We start from the raw sequence: 17,998 nt of genomic DNA on the forward strand, positions 1-17,998 counted from the left end.
TTTGTAATTTCGATTATGATGCATCAAAAGGTCCTCCTCTTGGTGTATTGGGTTCGCAACCTGCATCATAACGGAGGACCTTTTTTTGTGCAAGAGGCCACTTCACCTACTAACAGGAATGCTCCTGCGGAAGTGCGAGACAGACGAGACCCCGCAAGGGCAAAGCCCTGAGGAGGATCGGCGCGAGTCCGCGGAAAGAGAGCGTATTCCGTTCAGCGCAGCTGACTGCAATGAAGAATTAGAGCATCCTTCCTAATTCTATCTTCATGGTAACCTATCTTAGTTAAGGAACGTATAAGTCCCCGCTACGAATAAGGGTTATTGTATTAATGGCTGTGTACGTTGCCCGTCCGGATGGTGAACCCCCGCTCAAGCCGGTCTCTTTTGAGAGGGAAGCGGCTTTGCTCATTTCACTAAAAAACCGGCCTTTTGGGGCAGCCTTACATAAGCATATATGGATTTGTATCAATATTAATTGCGAGGTCGGTTCTGCTCATTTCAGCCTGGTATGTTTTGAGAATTTCCTGCAAAACATGGATAATCCTCGGTTCATTTTTGTATTTTATCATGCATTGGTAGCGATATCTATCTTTGATTCGCGGGATCGCGGAGGTTGCCGGCCCGTGAATAATCGTTGTTTCCGACAGGCTTGAACGAAGGTAGTCTGCTATTTTTCCGGTTACAGAAACGACTTTCGTCAGCTCTGTCGCACTTACATTAATCAGGGTCACAAAAAAGTATGGCGGATATTCACCTTGCTTCCGGAAATACATTTCCCGATTGAAAAAGGACAGGTAATCGTGCTCTTTTACAAGCTGAATACTGAAATGCTCCGGTGTATAACTCTGGACAACCACTTCCCCGGGCTTTTTATGACGCCCTGCCCGGCCGCTTACCTGAGTTAAAAGCTGAAATGTCTTTTCCGATGCCCTGAAATCAGGAATATGAAGCATCGTATCTGCTGTGAGGACACCCACAAGTGTAATGTTGGGAAAGTCGAGTCCTTTGGCAATCATCTGTGTACCGAGAAGAATGTCTCCTCCCCCTTTTTCAAATGCGGTGAGAAGCTTTTCGTGGGAGCCTTTCCGCCTTGTTGTATCTACATCCATCCGGATAACCTTTGCTTCCGGAAGTACTTTTTTAAGCTCCTCTTCCACCTTCTGTGTTCCCGAACCGAAAAACCGGATATGATCACTTTCACATTCAGGACAGCGGTTTGGTTTCGTTACCTGGTAGCCGCAGTAATGGCACTGGCACGTCTGGTTCGACCGGTGATAAGTCAGGGAAATGTCACAGTGGGGGCATTCAGCTACGTATCCACAGTCTCGACACAACACGAAAGTTGAATACCCTCGGCGGTTTAAAAACAAGACGATCTGCTCCTGCTTCTCCAGGCGGTCTTTCATGGCATCGAGAAGCTTAACGGAGAACATACTCCGGTTTCCGCTTTTGAGTTCATCACGCATGTCCACGATGTCTACATGAGGCAGCTTCACATCGTTTACACGGCGGTCCATCGTAATGAGGTTATAGACCCCTTTTTTTGCCCGTGCGAAGCTTTCCATACTCGGTGTCGCACTTCCGAGTATCACAGGACAGCCGTATGTTTTGCCACGTTCAATCGCTACGTCTCTCGCATGATATCTCGGTGCTTCTTCCTGTTTGTAACTGGATTCGTGTTCCTCATCGATGATGATCATTCCCAGGTTTTCAAAGGGGGCAAAAATAGCTGAGCGGGCACCGACAGCAACGGTCACTTCCTTGTCGCGGATTTTCCGCCATTCATCGTACTTCTCCCCTTTGGATAAGGCACTGTGTAACACAGCAACTTCAGAACCGAAACGCTCTTTAAACCGGTGAACCATCTGAGGGGTCAGACTGATCTCCGGAACCAGTACGATGGCTTCTCTTCCTTTTTTCAAGGCATAATCAATAGCCTGGAGATACACTTCTGTTTTTCCGCTTCCCGTAATGCCGTGAACAAGAAATGTTTCGTGTCTGTCCTCTTTAACGGTCGGTGTGATGGCTTCAAGAGCTGTCTTTTGCTGGTCCATCAGAGGAAGGGCTTTTGAGACACCGAAGTCCCGCCCTTCGTATGGATCACGGTACTCCTCTACCTCGAATTGCGTGAGGAATCCTTTTGATACAAGGGATTTCACCGTTCCGGATGATACATTGGTTTTTTCAAGAAGCCGCGCTACGGCGATCGGTTCTTCTTCCATAAACCTGAGCACTTCACTTTGCTTTGGTGCCTTTTTCTCAAGGGCTTCTGCATGCTCATTTGCCTCGGCGGTGGAAAGAACCCGCTGAACAACATTGGTTTTCTTTTTCGTTTCATTGGATTTAACCACAGGTTCGACAAAGAGGCGGCCGGATTTGATTTCTTTTTGGACAGCCCCAAGAAGAGTTTCGGACTTCTTTTTCACTTCATCCCACATAACAGACCCGTTTTTATGGAAAAAGGTCTTAAGCTCTTCAGGCAGATCCTGTTCATTTACTCCCTCTGCAAGGCTGATTCTTTTATTATAGGAAGCACGCATTGCGGCAGGAAGCATAGACTTCAGTGCAATCACCTGCAGACATAACGTTTTATTTGTCAGCCATTCAGCAAGCTGAAGGAGCTCCCCCGTAAGGGCTGGCTTTACATCTACCAGATCCTCCACTGCTTTCAGCTTCGACGTGTCAACGTCGGTGTCTCCTTTTACAGCCAGTACAAACCCCTGTACTTTTCTCGGTCCAAAAGGAACGATTACACGCATGCCCGGCTTTACGGTTGGAATAAACGGGGCCGGGACAAGATAGTCGAAGGCCTTGTTCGTCTGTTTGCTTGCCACATCCACAATGACACTTGCGATCATGTACGATCTCTCATTTTCATCAGCTTCCCGGCCGCATCCAGGATCCGCTCAGCCACTTCATTTTTCTTAAGTAGCGGAAGTGTTTCAGGCTCTTCTTTAAGGCGGATTAGGGTAATTTTGTTCGTGTCGCTTTGAAAACCGGATCCCGGTTCAACGATCGAGTTGGCACAAACCATGTCCAGGTTTTTCTTTTCAAGCTTTTTTTCTGCATAGTGAACCACTTGCTCGCTTTCTGCCGCGAAACCCACAAGGACCTGGTGTTCCTTTCGTTCACCCAATTCGTTCAATATATCCTTCGTACGTTCCATTTCTATTGACATGGCATCGTTTGATTTCTTCACCTTTTGATCAAACGTTTCTTTCGGGCGGTAATCAGCTACTGCAGCTGATTTCACAACGAGGTCAGCGTCCGGGTAGCGGGACAGAACAGCATCATACATTTCCGCTGCTGTCGTTACCCTTACTGTTTCCACGCCTGCAGGAGACAAAAGGGACGATGGCCCGCTCACAAGCGTAACCACTGCACCCCTTCTGGCTGCTTCTTCAGCTATGGCATAGCCCATTTTTCCTGATGAGCGGTTGGAGAAAAAACGGACCGGATCGATCGTTTCCTGAGTGGGTCCGGCTGTAACAAGAACATTCTTTCCTTTCCAGTCAGGGTACGCCTTCTGGGTAAAAAAGGCGTCAATTTCCTTTACGATGACTTCCGGCTCTTCCATCCGGCCTTTGCCTTCATACCCGCATGCCAGGAACCCTTCACCAGGCTCAATGAATGTATAGCCAAATGAGCGCAGGGTGTCCATGTTTTTAGTAACGGCGGGATGGGCATACATATGTACATTCATAGCAGGTGCCACCATAACAGGTGCTGTTACAGCGAGCAGTGTTGTCGTAACCATATCATCGGCAATCCCGTTCGCCACTTTCCCGATGACGTTTGCTGTAGCCGGTGCAATGACTACTACATCAGCCCAGTCAGCGATGTCGATGTGGGCAATTTTTGACGGGTCTTTCTCGTTGAAGGTGTCCATGTAAACCGGGTTTCTTGAAAGGGCCTGGAAAGTCAGTGGTGTTACAAATTCAGCAGCTGATTTTGTCATGAGTACTTTTACATCAAATCCGTGCTGGGATAGTTTACTCGTCAGAGCAGCAGCCTTAAATACAGCAATACCGCCGGTCACACATAATAGTACTTTCTTTTTCTCATTCACAGCAGTTCCTCCCGTCCTTTTTGCTTTGTTTCACTTTATCTTAATGCTTTTTCATTTATAATGCCGGTTTAAACTCTTGTTGAATGATATTGAAGAAGCCTGCATGCCCTTCGCTTTCCGCGGGGATGCCGGTGAGCCTCCGCGTGCTTCGCGAGGACACTGAAAAAGTCCATTTTCTTTAAAATTGACTCAGAAAAGTCAGGAGTTGATTTCCGCTCATTGCACTTTTCGCGGGCGGCTCGATCCTCAGGGTTTTGCGCCTGCGGGGGCTCCCCCGGAACTCTCTTTTCCCGCAGGAGTGTCGCGCATTCGCTCCAATCAATTCTTTTATACCACAATGGCCTTTTACACCTCATAAAACAAAGCCTTAAGCTTTTTAATAGCGGTTGTGATACTTTTTTCGACAACAGAGGCCCAAAGTGGTGGTGTTAATTACGGTGTTTGATTTTTCAGCACTCCGGGGTCTCACCGTGGCTCCCACTCCCGCTGGACTCTTGGTGCATTTTGGGCTTCTTGACTTTCTTTGCGGGAAATCCAAAAAAAGGTGTCCCAAAAGGTGTTTGTTTACCTTTTGGGACACCTTCTGAAATAATGGTGCAGCCGCTGCCCTCTCTTGCCCGGTATAGGCAGGTTTCTCGTGCCCTGTCAGCGGTCCGGTGCCAACTCTGTTTCGGACTATTGAGATACCCTGCTCACCTTTTGTGCTGTTTATTCTTCTCCCGGTTTAAGCTCTTCACGCTCAAAGTGCACTTTGTCAGCTTCAATCTCTTCAAGTGCCTTTCCAACCAGGTTTACAGAACGGGTTTTGGCCAGTTTTAATTTCTGGCCCGTATTGTCACGAAGTTCTCTCGCACGCTTAGCTGAAACTGTCACAAGTGTGTATTTTGAGTCAATTTTTTTCATCAGGTTGTCAATTGATGGATTTAGCATTTATTCAACCTCCGCTAGTTCTTTGTATTTTTCAATCAGCCGTTCTTTTTTGCAATGTTCAGCTGTAACGATGGACTTAATTCTTTCCACTGCCAGTTCCACTTCGTCGTTTTCCACAACGTAATCATACTTGTTCATCATTTCGATCTCTTCTTTAGCTACCGTCATCCGGCTGTCGATGAGATCTTTCGTTTCTGTACCGCGTCCCTGGAGACGGCTTCTCAGTTCCTTCAGACTTGGTGGCATGAGGAAGATAAATACGCCTTCTGAGAATGACTCCCGCACCTGCAGGGCACCTTGAACCTCAATCTCCAGGATGACGTCCTTACCCTGTGCCAGCGTTTCCTCCACATAATCACGAGGGGTTCCGTAGTAATTATCCACATACTTTGCCCACTCAAGAAGCTGATTGTTTTTAATCATCGCCTCAAATTCTTCTTTAGGTTTAAAGAAGTAGTTAACACCGTCAACTTCGCCCTCGCGGGGGGTTCTCGTTGTTGCGGAAACGGAATATTGAATATCGGTGTCATGGTTTCTAAGAGCGGCACATACCGTTCCTTTCCCTACACCTGAGGGACCGGAAAGAACAATCAGCAATCCTCTGTCTTTTTTCATAGTAACCTCCAAAGTTCCAATCTAAACTTACAAACACGAAGCCACCGGATATTAAACCGATGGCATCAGCATAGTTTCGTACATTCCTTTGTACTAATGTACAAAAAATAAAGCAAAAGCGCAAGCACCTTCTTAATGAGAGAGACGCATGTACTGCCGGCATCAGCCGCGTGACGCTTCCGCTTATTTTGTTTATGATACTATTCTATTCGTCTGTGACTTCATCTTTATTGTTGATCACACGCTGGGCCACTGTTTCAGGCTGTACAGCAGACAGAATGACATGGTCACTGTCGGCAATGATTACAGCTCTTGTTCTTCTTCCGTAGGTAGCATCAACAAGCATATTTCGATCCCTGGCATCAGTAATGATCCGTTTAATCGGTGCACTTTCTGGACTGACGATGGAAATAATCCGGTTTGCTGAGACGATATTTCCAAAACCAATATTAATTAATTTAATATCCATGCTTTCATTCCCCTGCCTGTCTGTAAATTTAAAGTATGTTCCGCTACCAGACGGGTATGTATGTACAGGTCGCTTTATCTGTAACGTAGCCCCTGGGTTGCGGAAATATACATATGAGACGTTTATAGCCATCAATATATAATAGGTTCTGTTAAAAAACCTATTCGATGTTCTGGACCTGTTCTCTTACTTTTTCAAGTTCTGATTTCAGTTCCACAACACGCTGGCTGATCTGAATATCATTCGCCTTTGAACCGATCGTGTTAAATTCACGGTTGAGTTCCTGAACAAGGAAGTCAAGCTTCCTGCCCACAACCCCGCCCGATTCCAGTATGGCATCGAACTGTTTTAGGTGGCTGTCGATTCTCGTAAGCTCCTCCTGGATATCCGATTTATCACTGAACACGGCAACTTCGGTTAGAATTCTTGCTTCATCAGCTTCGAATTTCCCTTCCAGGAAATCACTTACTCTCTTTTCCAGCCTCTCCTGATAACGCTTATGTACTGCTGGTGCATATTGTTTCAGCTGGGCTGCCCACTCTCCCATTAATGACGAGCGGTTTGTTAAATCACGGTAAAGCTCTTTCCCTTCAGCCTGCCGCATTTCATGAAGCTGTTTTGCAGCACGTTCAACAGCCGTGTATAAAAGAGTCTGAACCTCCTCTGTCACGTCATCGGCTTCATCAACAGACACTACGTCTTCGTGGGTGAGCATCTGGCTGAACGGAAATGCCTGCTTTGAAGTGTTGTAAGTCTTCTGCATCTTTTCGAAAGTATGTACATACTGTTCCAGAAGGTTCCAGTCTACACTCAGATCCCGCTTTATGAGATTTTCTCCCCCTACGGTAATAAACACATCCACTTTTCCCCGTTTAACAAATCTGCCGATGGTTTTTTTAACACGGTCTTCCATCATGAGAAACTGACGGGGCATCCGGACATTCACTTCACAGAACCGATGATTCACACTCTTCATCTCTACTGTGACGTGAAAAGAATCACTCTGCTCCACTGACCGGCCATAACCTGTCATACTAACGATCATTTCTACCACATCCACTCTATTTCTATTCTAGAATACCATATTTAACGTGTGTAAGAAAAGGAACTCCAATACGATGAGCAGCTTTAAATGAACGCACTGAACGTATCAATGCATAAAACGTCATAGTTTACGGATACAGTTTTATTAACGGTTTATGTCTTTGTGAAAATGAATGGCGCTTCGCGAAAATACGCGAAGCGCTAACCGTACTTTAGTATTATTTAACCATACCCGGGCGTCTTTTGCCAAGAGTTTCCTTGCGCTTAAACAGCTGGAATCCTGCAAGGGCAACGGTTGGTACAGACGCTGAGGCAAGGATGAGGAGCCAGTGCTCAAAGCCCAGGCTTACTGTATGGAAAACAGGCTGGAGCGGCGGGTAGTACAGCACAACAAGCATTAATACAATGGATGATATGACTGCACCGACCAGGTATTTGTTTTCGAACGGATTTCGGTGAAAGACAGAATGTTCACTGCGGCAGTCAAATACGTGAATGAGCTGGGCCATTACGAGTGTGGCAAATGCCACCGTCTGGGCAAGCATCAGGTTCTCCCCGCTTGACTGGTACGTCTGCCAGAAAGCGAACAGGGTCACAGCCCCGATCATAAACCCGCGGCTCACGACTTTCCAGCCAAGCTTACGTGCAAAAATGCTTTCATTTGGCGGACGCGGTTTCCGCTTCATCACATCATCTTCCGGCTGGTCCATCCCCAGTGCCATCGCCGGCAGGCCGTCTGTTACAAGGTTAATCCAGAGGATCTGAATAGCCACAAGAGGCAGCGGCATTCCGAGCATCATGGCAAACAGCATAACGAGGATTTCACCAACGTTGGATGCAAGCATGTACCGGATAAACTTCCTGATATTATCGTAAATGTTTCTTCCTTCTTTGATTGCGGCTTTTATCGTTTTAAAATTATCGTCACTTAAAATCAGAGAGGACGCTTCTTTCGCTACGTCTGTTCCTGTAGTTCCCATGGCCACGCCGATATTTGCGGCTTTAATGGCAGGTGCATCGTTTACACCGTCACCTGTCATGGCAACAATGTGACCTCTGGACTGCAGCGCCTTTACAATTTTAAGTTTATCTTCAGGTGTAACCCTCGCAAAAACGTAGACATCATCCACGACAGCACTTAATTCTTCCACGTTCATTTTTGAAAGGTCGCCGCCTGTAAGGACTTTCCCTCCGATCGGAAGCATGCCGAGCCTTGTGGCGATGGCTTTCGCCGTAAGGGCGTGGTCCCCTGTGATCATTACGGTTTTAATTCCAGCTTTTTTACATTCATCCACGGCACTAAACACTTCGTCTCTTGGAGGGTCAATCATGCCCTGGATCCCGATAAACGTGAGCTCTCTTTCCGCATCACTTTCAGTCTCTACACTCTCCCCAGGCTTTAATTCCCTGTAGGCAATGGCAATTGTCCTGAGTGCGTCAGAGGCAAGTTCCTCAACGACAGTATACTGTCTGTCCCGTTCGCTTTGGTCGAGTTTGCCTTTTCTCCCGTTCGACAGGATAAAACCTGTTCGGTTCAAGACAACATCCGGAGCCCCTTTTGTTACGATGAAGCGGCTGTTTGTTTCTTTGTTTTTTACAATGACACTCATCATTTTCCGGCCCGAGTCAAACGGAAATTCCTTTTCAACCGTATAAAGCTTCTCAAGAGAGCTTTTTGAAACGCCTGCTTTACGGGCCGCTGCCAGGAGTGCACCTTCAGTCGGGTCCCCGTCCACTGCGTAAACACCGTCTTTTGTCTCTTTTAGTTGAGCGTTATTGCAGAGCATCCCGAATGTTAAAAGCTGCCATAACGGCTTTTCTTTTACCGGATCAATTCTCTTCTCTCCAAGGTAGAAGTCTCCTGACGGCTGAAAACCGCTGCCTGTGACATTCCAGAGAGTACCGTCGCTGTATAATGTGGTGACCGTCATTTCGTTCTGGGTGAGTGTGCCTGTTTTATCCGAACAGATTACCGTAGCACACCCGAGTGTTTCTACAGCCGGAAGCTTTCTGACAATGGCATTTCGTTTTATCATCCTCTGAACTCCAAGAGCAAGTGCCACAGTCACAATGGCCGGCAGCCCTTCTGGTATGGCTGCAACTGCGAGGGACACCCCTGCGAGGAACATGGTATAGACGTCGTGGCCCTGAATGATTCCAAATAGAACAACGAGACCAGTAAGGAGCAGGGCTGCTGCAATTAAAACCTTGCCCAGTTGTTCAAGGCGTTTCTGGAGCGGGGTTTCCATTGATTCCGTTGTTTTCAGCAAATGGGCGATTTTCCCCATTTCTGTTTTCATTCCTGAAGCAATGACCACACCTGCCCCGTTGCCCTGAGTCACAAGCGTACCCATAAACGCCATGTTTTCCTGATCGCCCAGGGGAAGAGTGTCAAAAGATTGGATCGCTTCACGGCTTTTTCTCACGGGCAGGGATTCCCCTGTCAGAGCGCTCTCCTCCACGTACATACTTTCACTGCGAAGGATTCGTACATCAGCTCCGATTCTGTCCCCGGCTGTCATTTTAACAATGTCACCGATGACCGCTTCATGGGACGGTATCCGCTTCCACTCCCCGTTTCTCAAAACATTCATCTGCGGTGCCGAAAGAGCCTTTAACGATGCCAGCGATTTCTCTGCTTTTCGCTCCTGGAAAAAACCTAAAAAACCGTTAAGGAGAACGATAATCATGATTGTGAGGGCATCGATATACTCTCCAAGCAAACCAGACACAAGTGTTGCTGCAAGAAGGACGAGCACCATAAAATCCTTGAACTGCGAAATGAATAAAAAGAAGAGCGGTGTCCGCTTTCCGTCATCAAGCTTGTTCAGTCCGTGCTTTTTCAGCCTCATCTGGGCTTCCTCGTCATCGAGACCCCTTGCTGCGTCTGTGTTGATCACCCGCTCAACTTCTTCTACCTCCATCTCATACCACTTCATGACTCCACCTCTTCTTTTTTACGATAGCGATGTGTTTCCTCCGTGGCGGCGGTTCCGTTAAGAAAAACCGCTGAATTGGTACCATCTGATATCACATCGCGTATAAAAGTAAGCAGCCCACTTTCCACCGGGCACATTGAGACAACCTTTACAACAAATCTTATTCACGGTTGTCCACAAACATGACTTTCACCTGAAACGACTTCCTAACGAGGCGGATCGTTTGCTATACTTAAAAGGATTGTGGAATAAACTTGGCGGTGATAACAATGGCATTTGACGGAATAGTAACAAAGGCAGTTACAGACAGCCTTAATGAAACGCTGGTCTCAGGACGGATTACAAAGGTCCACCAGCCGTATAAATCGGATCTGGTCATTACAGTCCGGGCAAGAGGGCGCAATCACGCTCTCTTCATTTCAGTAAATTCAAGTTTCGCCCGTTTTCATTTAACAAAAGAAAAATATGAAAACCCGAAAGAACCGCCAATGTTCTGTATGCTTTTAAGAAAGCATCTCGAAGGCGGTCTCGTGGAACGCATTGAACAGGACGGACTTGAGCGGATCGTAACGTTTTATATTAAAGGACGGAACGAACTTGGTGACGTGTCCAAAAAGAAACTCGTGCTTGAGCTTATGGGGCGTCACAGCAATCTTATTCTCGTGGATGATGAAGAAGGAATGATCCTTGACAGCATCAAGCATATTCCCCCTTCTCTTTCCACTTACCGGACCGTTCTCCCGGGTCAGCAGTATAAAGAGCCTCCCCACCTTGATAAACTGAACCCTCTTGAAGCCGATGAAACGACGGTTCTCAGAAAAATTCAATTCCAGTCCGGCAAGATAGACAAGCAACTCGTCGGAAAGTTCAGCGGTCTGAGCCCGCTCATTGTCCGGGAGATGTTTCACCGGGCAGGCCTTGTGAATCCGGATACGCTGCCGGGTGCATTTACTTCCCTCCTTGCATCTGTAAAAGAAAAGAAGTATACACCTCAAATCGTTACCGGAAAGAAAGAGGAAGCTTTTTCTGTAATTGACCTTGATCACATTCAAGGTGAAAAGCTTACATTCGATACGGTGCACGAGATGCTAGACCGGTATTTTTACGGAAAAGCCCAGCGTGACCGGGTAAAGCAGCAGGCTCACGATCTTGAACGGTTGCTCAGGAACGAATACAGCAAAAACAAAAAAAAGATCAAAAAGCTTGAAAACACGTTAAAAGATTCAGAGAAGGCTGCCCGCTTCCAGCGGTACGGAGAACTTCTGACCGCCCATATGCATGCGATCACACACGGGGACAAAGAGGTTGAAGTGATTGATTACTACGATCCTGATCAGGCGACAGTGACCATTTCACTGGATCCCCAGAAAAGCCCGTCCGGAAATGCCCAGCAGTATTTCAAGAAATACAATAAGCTGAAAAACAGTGTTGCTGTAGTAAAAGAGCAGATTGTAAAAGCACAAGAGGAAATGGCTTATCTGGACCAGGTTATCCAGCAGGTGGAGACAGCTGCACCTGCCGACCTTGAAGACATCCGGGAGGAACTGGCCGATGAGGGCTATATTAAGAAGCGTCGCGTGGGTAAGAAAAAGAAAAATAACGATAAGCCTCAGCCGGAGAAATATAAATCCAGCGAAGGCGTGGACATTCTCGTAGGTAAAAATAACAAGCAGAATGAATACGTTACAAACCGTCTGGCACGTCAGGATGATACGTGGCTCCATACAAAGGATATTCCGGGTTCACATGTGGTGATCCGCAGCCAGGACTTCACGGACGTAACGCTTCACGAAGCGGCCAACCTTGCAGCTTACTTCAGTAAAGCCCGGAGCTCCGGACAGGTGCCCGTTGACTATACGTTGATCCGGCACGTGAAAAAGCCGAGCGGCGCCAAGCCCGGCTATGTGATTTACGATAATCAGACGACCCTGTTTGTCACGCCCGACGAGGACCAGGTAAGAGAGCTGAGAGTGAAGTAATTCGTATAAATTTTAAAGTTTAAAATGTTTTTTTCGGCTTATTTTAGGAGGATCGGTCTGTTTCGGCGGTTTATCGGTCTGTTTTAGCATTATATCAATCTATTTTGGCTGTTTATCGGTCTATTTTAGCAATTTATCAGTCTGTTTAGGCAGTTTATCGGTCATACTCACCTCCATCCGTTAATATTTCAAAAATCCCCGCAGAGTGACCGGATCCGGTCTTCTGCGGGGATAAATTTATCTTATTTAGAAGTTGATGTAAAAGTAAACGGACTTCAGGAAGGGGTTTGGTTCTTCCTGAAGAATTAATTGGCTTTTTGATAGCATTATTTGTTTTTTTGATAGTATTATTTCTATTTCTGATAGTATTATTTCTATTTCTGATAGTATTATTTCTATTTCTGATAGTATTATTTCTATTTCTGATAGTATTATTTCTATTTTTGATAGAATTGAATGCGGTGTGCCTTTCATTTACCCTTTTATACCTTCAAAATGATACGGAACCGACCTCTCCAGAAGGACCTCAACCCCGTTCGGATGATACGGCATCCGTTCATCTGCTTCATGAAACGTCACCCAGGCTGCTTCTTCAATCGTCTCTTTATCAATGATCTCGATCTGACCTTCTGCAGCATGTGCAGCGAAAGTAAAAAACAGAGCATGATTCCCGTCGTTTTTCATAAATGCTTCGTTTACAGAAAGAAGGTCTCCCATCTCAACGTTCAGCCCCGTTTCTTCATATGCCTCACGGACCGCCGCATCTTTCAGCGTTTCCCCTTTTTCAACAGATCCTCCCGGAAGAGACCAGTTATCGTATTTTTTATTTTTCACCATCAGCACTTTCGTGCGTTCTTCGTTAACAATAAGTGAGTAAACGACATCCACTCTATTCATCCGTCACCATCCCTTTTTAAACGATTGTTTAATTTCTGATTATTAAAATGAAAAAGAAGCGGGCGGTTTACCATGTATAACGTCACCTGGTGAACCGCCCTTTGGAGTAATTAACCTGCATCATTTAACACTTTAAACTGTGCTTTTACCAGATCGTAATACTCGCCTTTTTTATTCATTAACTCTTCATGGTTTCCTTGTTCAAGGATGTTTCCCTGCTCTAAAACGATGATGTTATCCGCTTCCCTGATCGTTGAAAGCCTGTGGGCGATCATTATCGCTGTACGCCCGTGGAGAAGGCGCTTCAAAGCCCGCTGGATCAGTTGCTCTGTTTCTGTATCGATGGACGCTGTTGCTTCATCGAGTATAAGGATCTGAGGATCTGCCAGGAGTGCCCGGGCAAAGGAGATAAGCTGGCGTTCGCCCACAGACAGGACGTTCCCCCGCTCTTCCACTTCTGTTTCATAGCCGTTTTTCAGCTGCTGGATAAACCGGTCGGCCCCCACCGTTTTTGCCGCTTCGATTACTTCCTCATCTGTGGCATCGGGTTTTCCAAAACGGATGTTTTCCATGATGGTGCCGGAGAATATAAACGTATCCTGCAAAACGATACTCACTTTTTTACGAAGGCTGTTTAATGTGACATCACGCAGATCGTGACCATCAATCGTCACTTTCCCTGCCGTAGGATCGTAAAAGCGGCTGATCAAATTGACAATTGTTGTTTTCCCGCTTCCCGTGTGACCGACAAGGGCCACGGTTTCCCCGCTGTTAATATTCAAGTTGATTTTGTTCAGTGCTTTACGGTCACTGTTATAGGAGAATTCCACATCATGAAACTGAATGTCTCCTCCAATGTAATTGAGTTTCTTAGCGCCGGCTTTTTCAGGAACACTAGGCTGTTCGTCCAGAAACTCAAAGATCCGTTCAGACGACGCCATTCCCATTAACAGCTGGCTGTAAACCTGACCGAGTCTTGAAATCGGATCCCAGAACATCCCGATGTAAATCGCAAATGATACAAATTCCCCGATCGTAAGTGCGCCGGTCTGAATGAGCGTTACACCGTACCATAAAAGAACGGCGGTACCGATCGCTCCGCTTATTTCTACGAAGGGACGGAACAGAGCGTTTTTCTGAGAAGCATTTCGCCAAGCTTCATAGTTATCATTGTTCATATTGTGAAAGAATCCGATGTTTTCTGTTTCCTGCGTATAGGACTGTGTGACCCGGATTCCCTGGATACTTTCATTCAAATGAGAATTAATATGAGACTGCTTGATCCTTACGTGCTGCCAGGACCTTCTGATGTTCCGTCTTAACTTGGTAGAGATCAAAAACATAATCGGCAGGATGATCATGATCGCCATTGTCAGCTCAGGACTGATCATAAACAGAAGCACAATAATTCCGATCAGCATAATTAAATCCATCAGCAGGTTGATAACCCCGTTTGTAAAGAGTTCCTGCAGTGAGTTGACGTCGTTTGTTATCCTTACAAGGATGGACCCAGCCGACCGCTGATCAAAAAAGCGGTGGGACAATCGCTGGATATGGTCAAACAGACTTTTTCTCAAATCAAAAATCACATACTGCCCAAGTTTATTCATGTAGCGGATTCGAAAGAAATTCCCTGCCCACGAAAGAATGTAAAGGCCGGCAATAATCGCCACCATCAGCCACAGGTAGTTGAGGTCACCCTCCTGGATGATGTTATCCAAAGCGTACGAACCGATAAGTAGAGGTGCAACGAGCCTTACCGTCGTAGAGACGATCATGGCGATAATAGCGACAGGTAACAGCGTTGTGGAATAAGGCTTCATATATCCGAGGAGCCTGCTCATCTGAAGCCAGTTAAAGGGCTTTTCGATCGCCTGGTCCGTGGAATAATGAAATCGTTTTAACGTCCGGCTTTCGGACTCTTGTTGGTTTGCCATATGATCACCTCCTGATTATTTGGGAAGGCACTGAAAAAGTTTGGTTTTTAACTTTTTCAGTGGCCTCATTTGGCTTCCTGAAGCACGGCGTGACGGTCTTTAAATTGAATGTCATAAATACGGCGGTAGTGTCCGTTTTCAATTGTGAGAAGTTCATCATGAGTTCCCCGTTCCGCCACTACCCCGTCGTCCAGTACCAGAATTTCATCTGCATGCATGAGAGATGAAATACGGTGTGCGATAATAAACGTCGTTCTTCCCTTCATTACTTCACGGAAGGCAGCCTGTATTTTCGATTCTGTCTCCATATCAACAGCACTCGTTGCATCATCCAGAATGAGGATAGACGGGTCAATACAAATGGCCCGTGCAATGGCAATCCGCTGCTTTTGTCCCCCGGAAAGACCCATCCCGCGCTCGCCCAGTACCGTATCGTAGCCATCAGGCAGTTCCATAATAAAATCGTGTGCCTGAGCTCTTTTCGCTGCGTCTTCAATGTCTTCCATTGCAGCATCCGGAAGACCATAGGAAATATTGTCTTTAATAGAACTTGAAAACAGGAACGATTCCTGAAGAACAACTCCGATATTCTTTCTCAGTGACTTGATCGTGAAGCTGTCAATGGTTTTCCCGTCAATTTCAATCTTCCCCCGGTCCGGCTCGTAAAAGCGGGAGATAAGCTGGGTGATTGATGTTTTCCCCGATCCGGTCGCCCCGATTAAGCCGATCGTTTTACCTGACTCGGCAAAGAACGTAATGTCTTTCAGGGCGAGCTCCTCTTCTTCATCGTATCGGTGGCTGACGTTTTCAAAGCTCACATTTCCATTGAGCCGGTCCACTGTGATGGCACCGGGCTTATCTAAAATGTCTTCGTCTTCGTCAAGCACCTGCAGAAGGCGCTCCCCTGAAGCTTTTGACTGACTGAACGTGTTGACGATAAACCCTAAGTTCATGAGGGGTCCGATGATGTACCAGATCAAACTGAAGAAGGCAACAAGTACACCAGGCTGAATTGATCCGTTTATGACGAGAAAGCCCCCGTAACCCAGAAGAACAACGACACTGATTTGACCGATCAGCTCCATTAACGGAAAGTATTTTGCCCATATGTTTGCCGTGTACACATATTTGTCTTTGTAATCATTATTTTTGCTGTCAAAGCGCCCCATTTCAAAGTCTTCTTTTGAAAGGGATTTCACGGTGTTCATCCCGCTGATGTTCTCCTGAACCTTTGTGGTCATTCCGGCAAAGGATTTTCTGATATCTGTAAATGCCGGATGGACTTTTTTATCAAACTGATAAACGGTTACAGCGAGAAACGGCATGGATGCTAGCGTCAACAGGGCCAGGGATGGACTGAAGTAGAACATAATCCCCATACTCAGCCCTACAAGCATCACGAGGTTGATGAGCTGCGCGAACCCGAAAGACAAAAAGAAACGGAATCCCTCTACATCTGCCGTTAACCTTGACATGAGGTCCCCCGTTCTGGCGTTATCGTAATATCGAAACGGCAAGAATTGCAGCTTTCGATATAAGGCATCCCGCAGTTCATACACCGCTTTGATCCCGAAAAGGTCTCCAAGGTACTGGTGAAAGTACGTAAAAAGTCCTTTTAAAGCCATAAGCACGAAAAACCCGATTGCCACATACGGAACGAGCTCAAAATTCCCCTCAAGAATGACGTTATCAATCGTAAACTTTAAAATCACCGGATAGACAACGGTTATCCCTGTTACCAGTAACAAAAACAAAATTGACCAGAAAAAGTATCCTTTATGAGGCCAGTAAAACTCCTTTAAGCGTTTAAATGTGTTCACCGTTCGTCACCTCCTGAACGTTAATTCTGAATTATTAAAAAAACGTAACATTATCAATATATCGACTTCCGAAATAAATAGCGACACGGGATAATAGGTGATTAAAGGCGTTTTCCTAACCTTTACTGTTGTTTACTCTTATTTCCTTCGTTTTTATCAGGTTTACGATTTTTTCTGATTGTTTTGTTAGCTTCGGATGTTAATTTCCGCTCATTACACTTTCCACGGGCGGTTCAGGAGCCTCATCGGTATGCTTCTTCCTCTGCCAGCTATGCTCTGAAGAATATGCGTCGAAGCAACTCGAAGCTTATTCATGAAGTGACGCTCGTGCCTGACCGGGTCTCCCCGGAACTCGCTTTTCCCGCAGGAGTGTCGCGCATTCGCTCCAGTCAACACTTCTTTATTAAAACAACAATGATCTTTCTTTAACACATCATAAATTCAAAACCCATTTTATGCTCCAACCAGAGCCATAAGTGGTCAAGTTATTATCGGACTTTGACTCTTTCAGTGGCTTCGCGGAGCACGAAAAGGCTCACCGATACCCCTGCGGCAAGCGAAAGACATGAAGGCAGTATCCGTATCTTCCGAAATAAAAATGCCTTCCTGTAATACAGGAAGACATTTCTATCAATATGCTCGTTGTGCTGTTGTTAGTAGTGCTAATCCGTCGAGATGGTTCGCATGGACAACATTTCTCCAGCCGCACCGTTCCATCATTTGCGTAAGCTCGTTCTCCGAAAACCGGTGGCGGTGTTCAGCCACCCGACCCCATTGAATTAAAAAGTCTTTTTCCTCTCCAGTTAAACGATGTTTTTCCACGTACTGAGCTGATGCCTTGATTCCGTTCACCCGGGATGGGTTTAGTAAAGCTACCGTCCCGTATGTTACCCGGGCCATTTCAGAGAGCACTTTCTCCGGGTCCGGCATGAGAAACAAGACACAAACACTGACAGTGATAGAAAAGGAATTTCCGGGAAACGGCAGGGCTTCTGCATCTGCCGTAAGAAATGCCCCTGACTTTGGGCCCTTCGTCTCCCCGAACAGCTGCTTACTTCTTTCAATCATGCAAGGACTCAGATCCACACCCGTTACCTCTGTTGTATCCTCAGCTCCCCGCATAAGAAGACGTCCGGTTCCGCAGCCCACATCAAGAATACGTTTCCCTTTCCAAGTTCCGGTTGCTCTGATTAATTCTTCGTGCAACGAACCGAGCCACTTCGTCCGGGCCATCCGGTCAAAAAAATCGACTCGCTCATCAAACTCACTGCTCGAAAACTTTCTCACCTGTATCACTCG

Annotated in this window: 13 protein-coding genes; 1 reads left to right on the plus strand and 12 read right to left on the minus strand. The window is 46.3% G+C overall.

The window, feature by feature from the left end; genetic code table 11:
• Positions 1-440: 440 nt before the first annotated feature.
• From priA to JSY36_RS08670, 7 genes are all read right to left on the minus strand, one after another.
• Positions 441-2,858 carry a primosomal protein N' gene (priA, locus tag JSY36_RS08640; protein WP_205166083.1) on the minus strand — a complete coding sequence of 806 codons (2,418 nt, stop codon included), beginning with the start codon at positions 2,856-2,858 and terminating at the stop codon, positions 441-443.
• Entirely contained in the window at positions 2,855-4,069 is a 1,215-nt protein-coding gene (gene coaBC / locus JSY36_RS08645; RefSeq protein ID WP_205166084.1) for a bifunctional phosphopantothenoylcysteine decarboxylase/phosphopantothenate--cysteine ligase CoaBC, read from the minus strand. The genes priA and coaBC overlap by 4 nt, the downstream gene beginning before the upstream one ends.
• 708 nt (positions 4,070-4,777) lie before the next feature.
• A complete protein-coding gene (gene rpoZ, locus JSY36_RS08650) occupies positions 4,778-4,999 on the minus strand; it encodes a DNA-directed RNA polymerase subunit omega (RefSeq protein WP_122897165.1) in 222 nt (73 codons plus the stop codon).
• Complete coding sequence (gene gmk, locus JSY36_RS08655; protein WP_205166085.1) at positions 5,000-5,614, minus strand: guanylate kinase; 615 nt, start codon at positions 5,612-5,614, stop codon at positions 5,000-5,002.
• Positions 5,615-5,819: 205 nt separating this feature from the next.
• Entirely contained in the window at positions 5,820-6,083 is a 264-nt protein-coding gene (gene remA / locus JSY36_RS08660) for an extracellular matrix/biofilm regulator RemA (RefSeq protein WP_122897167.1), read from the minus strand.
• A gap of 160 nt (positions 6,084-6,243) precedes the next feature.
• Positions 6,244-7,128 (minus strand): YicC/YloC family endoribonuclease, encoded by an 885-nt coding sequence (locus JSY36_RS08665; RefSeq protein ID WP_205166086.1) that lies wholly within the window; start codon positions 7,126-7,128, stop codon positions 6,244-6,246.
• Positions 7,129-7,345: 217 nt separating this feature from the next.
• Positions 7,346-10,066: a cation-translocating P-type ATPase gene (locus JSY36_RS08670; RefSeq protein WP_205166087.1), complete on the minus strand. Its 2,721-nt coding sequence runs from the start codon at positions 10,064-10,066 to the stop codon at positions 7,346-7,348.
• A 269-nt stretch (positions 10,067-10,335) separates the two neighbouring features.
• Here JSY36_RS08670 and JSY36_RS08675 point away from each other — a divergent pair, with 269 nt between their 5' ends.
• Entirely contained in the window at positions 10,336-12,045 is a 1,710-nt protein-coding gene (locus JSY36_RS08675) for an Rqc2 family fibronectin-binding protein (protein WP_205166088.1), read from the plus strand.
• 246 nt (positions 12,046-12,291) lie between these two features.
• Here JSY36_RS08675 and JSY36_RS08680 read toward each other — a convergent pair whose 3' ends face one another.
• The 5 genes from JSY36_RS08680 to JSY36_RS08700 form a co-directional block, all read right to left on the minus strand.
• Complete coding sequence (locus tag JSY36_RS08680; protein ID WP_205166089.1) at positions 12,292-12,519, minus strand: hypothetical protein; 228 nt, start codon at positions 12,517-12,519, stop codon at positions 12,292-12,294.
• Positions 12,520-12,942 (minus strand): NUDIX hydrolase, encoded by a 423-nt coding sequence (locus JSY36_RS08685; protein ID WP_122897170.1) that lies wholly within the window; start codon positions 12,940-12,942, stop codon positions 12,520-12,522. It abuts the gene before it with no gap.
• 110 nt (positions 12,943-13,052) lie between these two features.
• Positions 13,053-14,879, minus strand: a complete 1,827-nt coding sequence (locus tag JSY36_RS08690; RefSeq protein WP_205166090.1) for an ABC transporter ATP-binding protein — start codon at positions 14,877-14,879, stop codon at positions 13,053-13,055.
• A 65-nt stretch (positions 14,880-14,944) separates the two neighbouring features.
• Positions 14,945-16,699, minus strand: a complete 1,755-nt coding sequence (locus JSY36_RS08695) for an ABC transporter transmembrane domain-containing protein (RefSeq protein WP_205166091.1) — start codon at positions 16,697-16,699, stop codon at positions 14,945-14,947.
• A 630-nt stretch (positions 16,700-17,329) separates the two neighbouring features.
• A complete protein-coding gene (locus JSY36_RS08700; RefSeq protein ID WP_336511461.1) occupies positions 17,330-17,995 on the minus strand; it encodes a class I SAM-dependent methyltransferase in 666 nt (221 codons plus the stop codon).
• Positions 17,996-17,998 lie beyond the last annotated feature (3 nt).

This window comes from Alteribacter salitolerans (assembly GCF_016901055.1).
In the GTDB taxonomy this organism is placed as follows: domain Bacteria; phylum Bacillota; class Bacilli; order Bacillales; family Salisediminibacteriaceae; genus Alteribacter; species Alteribacter keqinensis.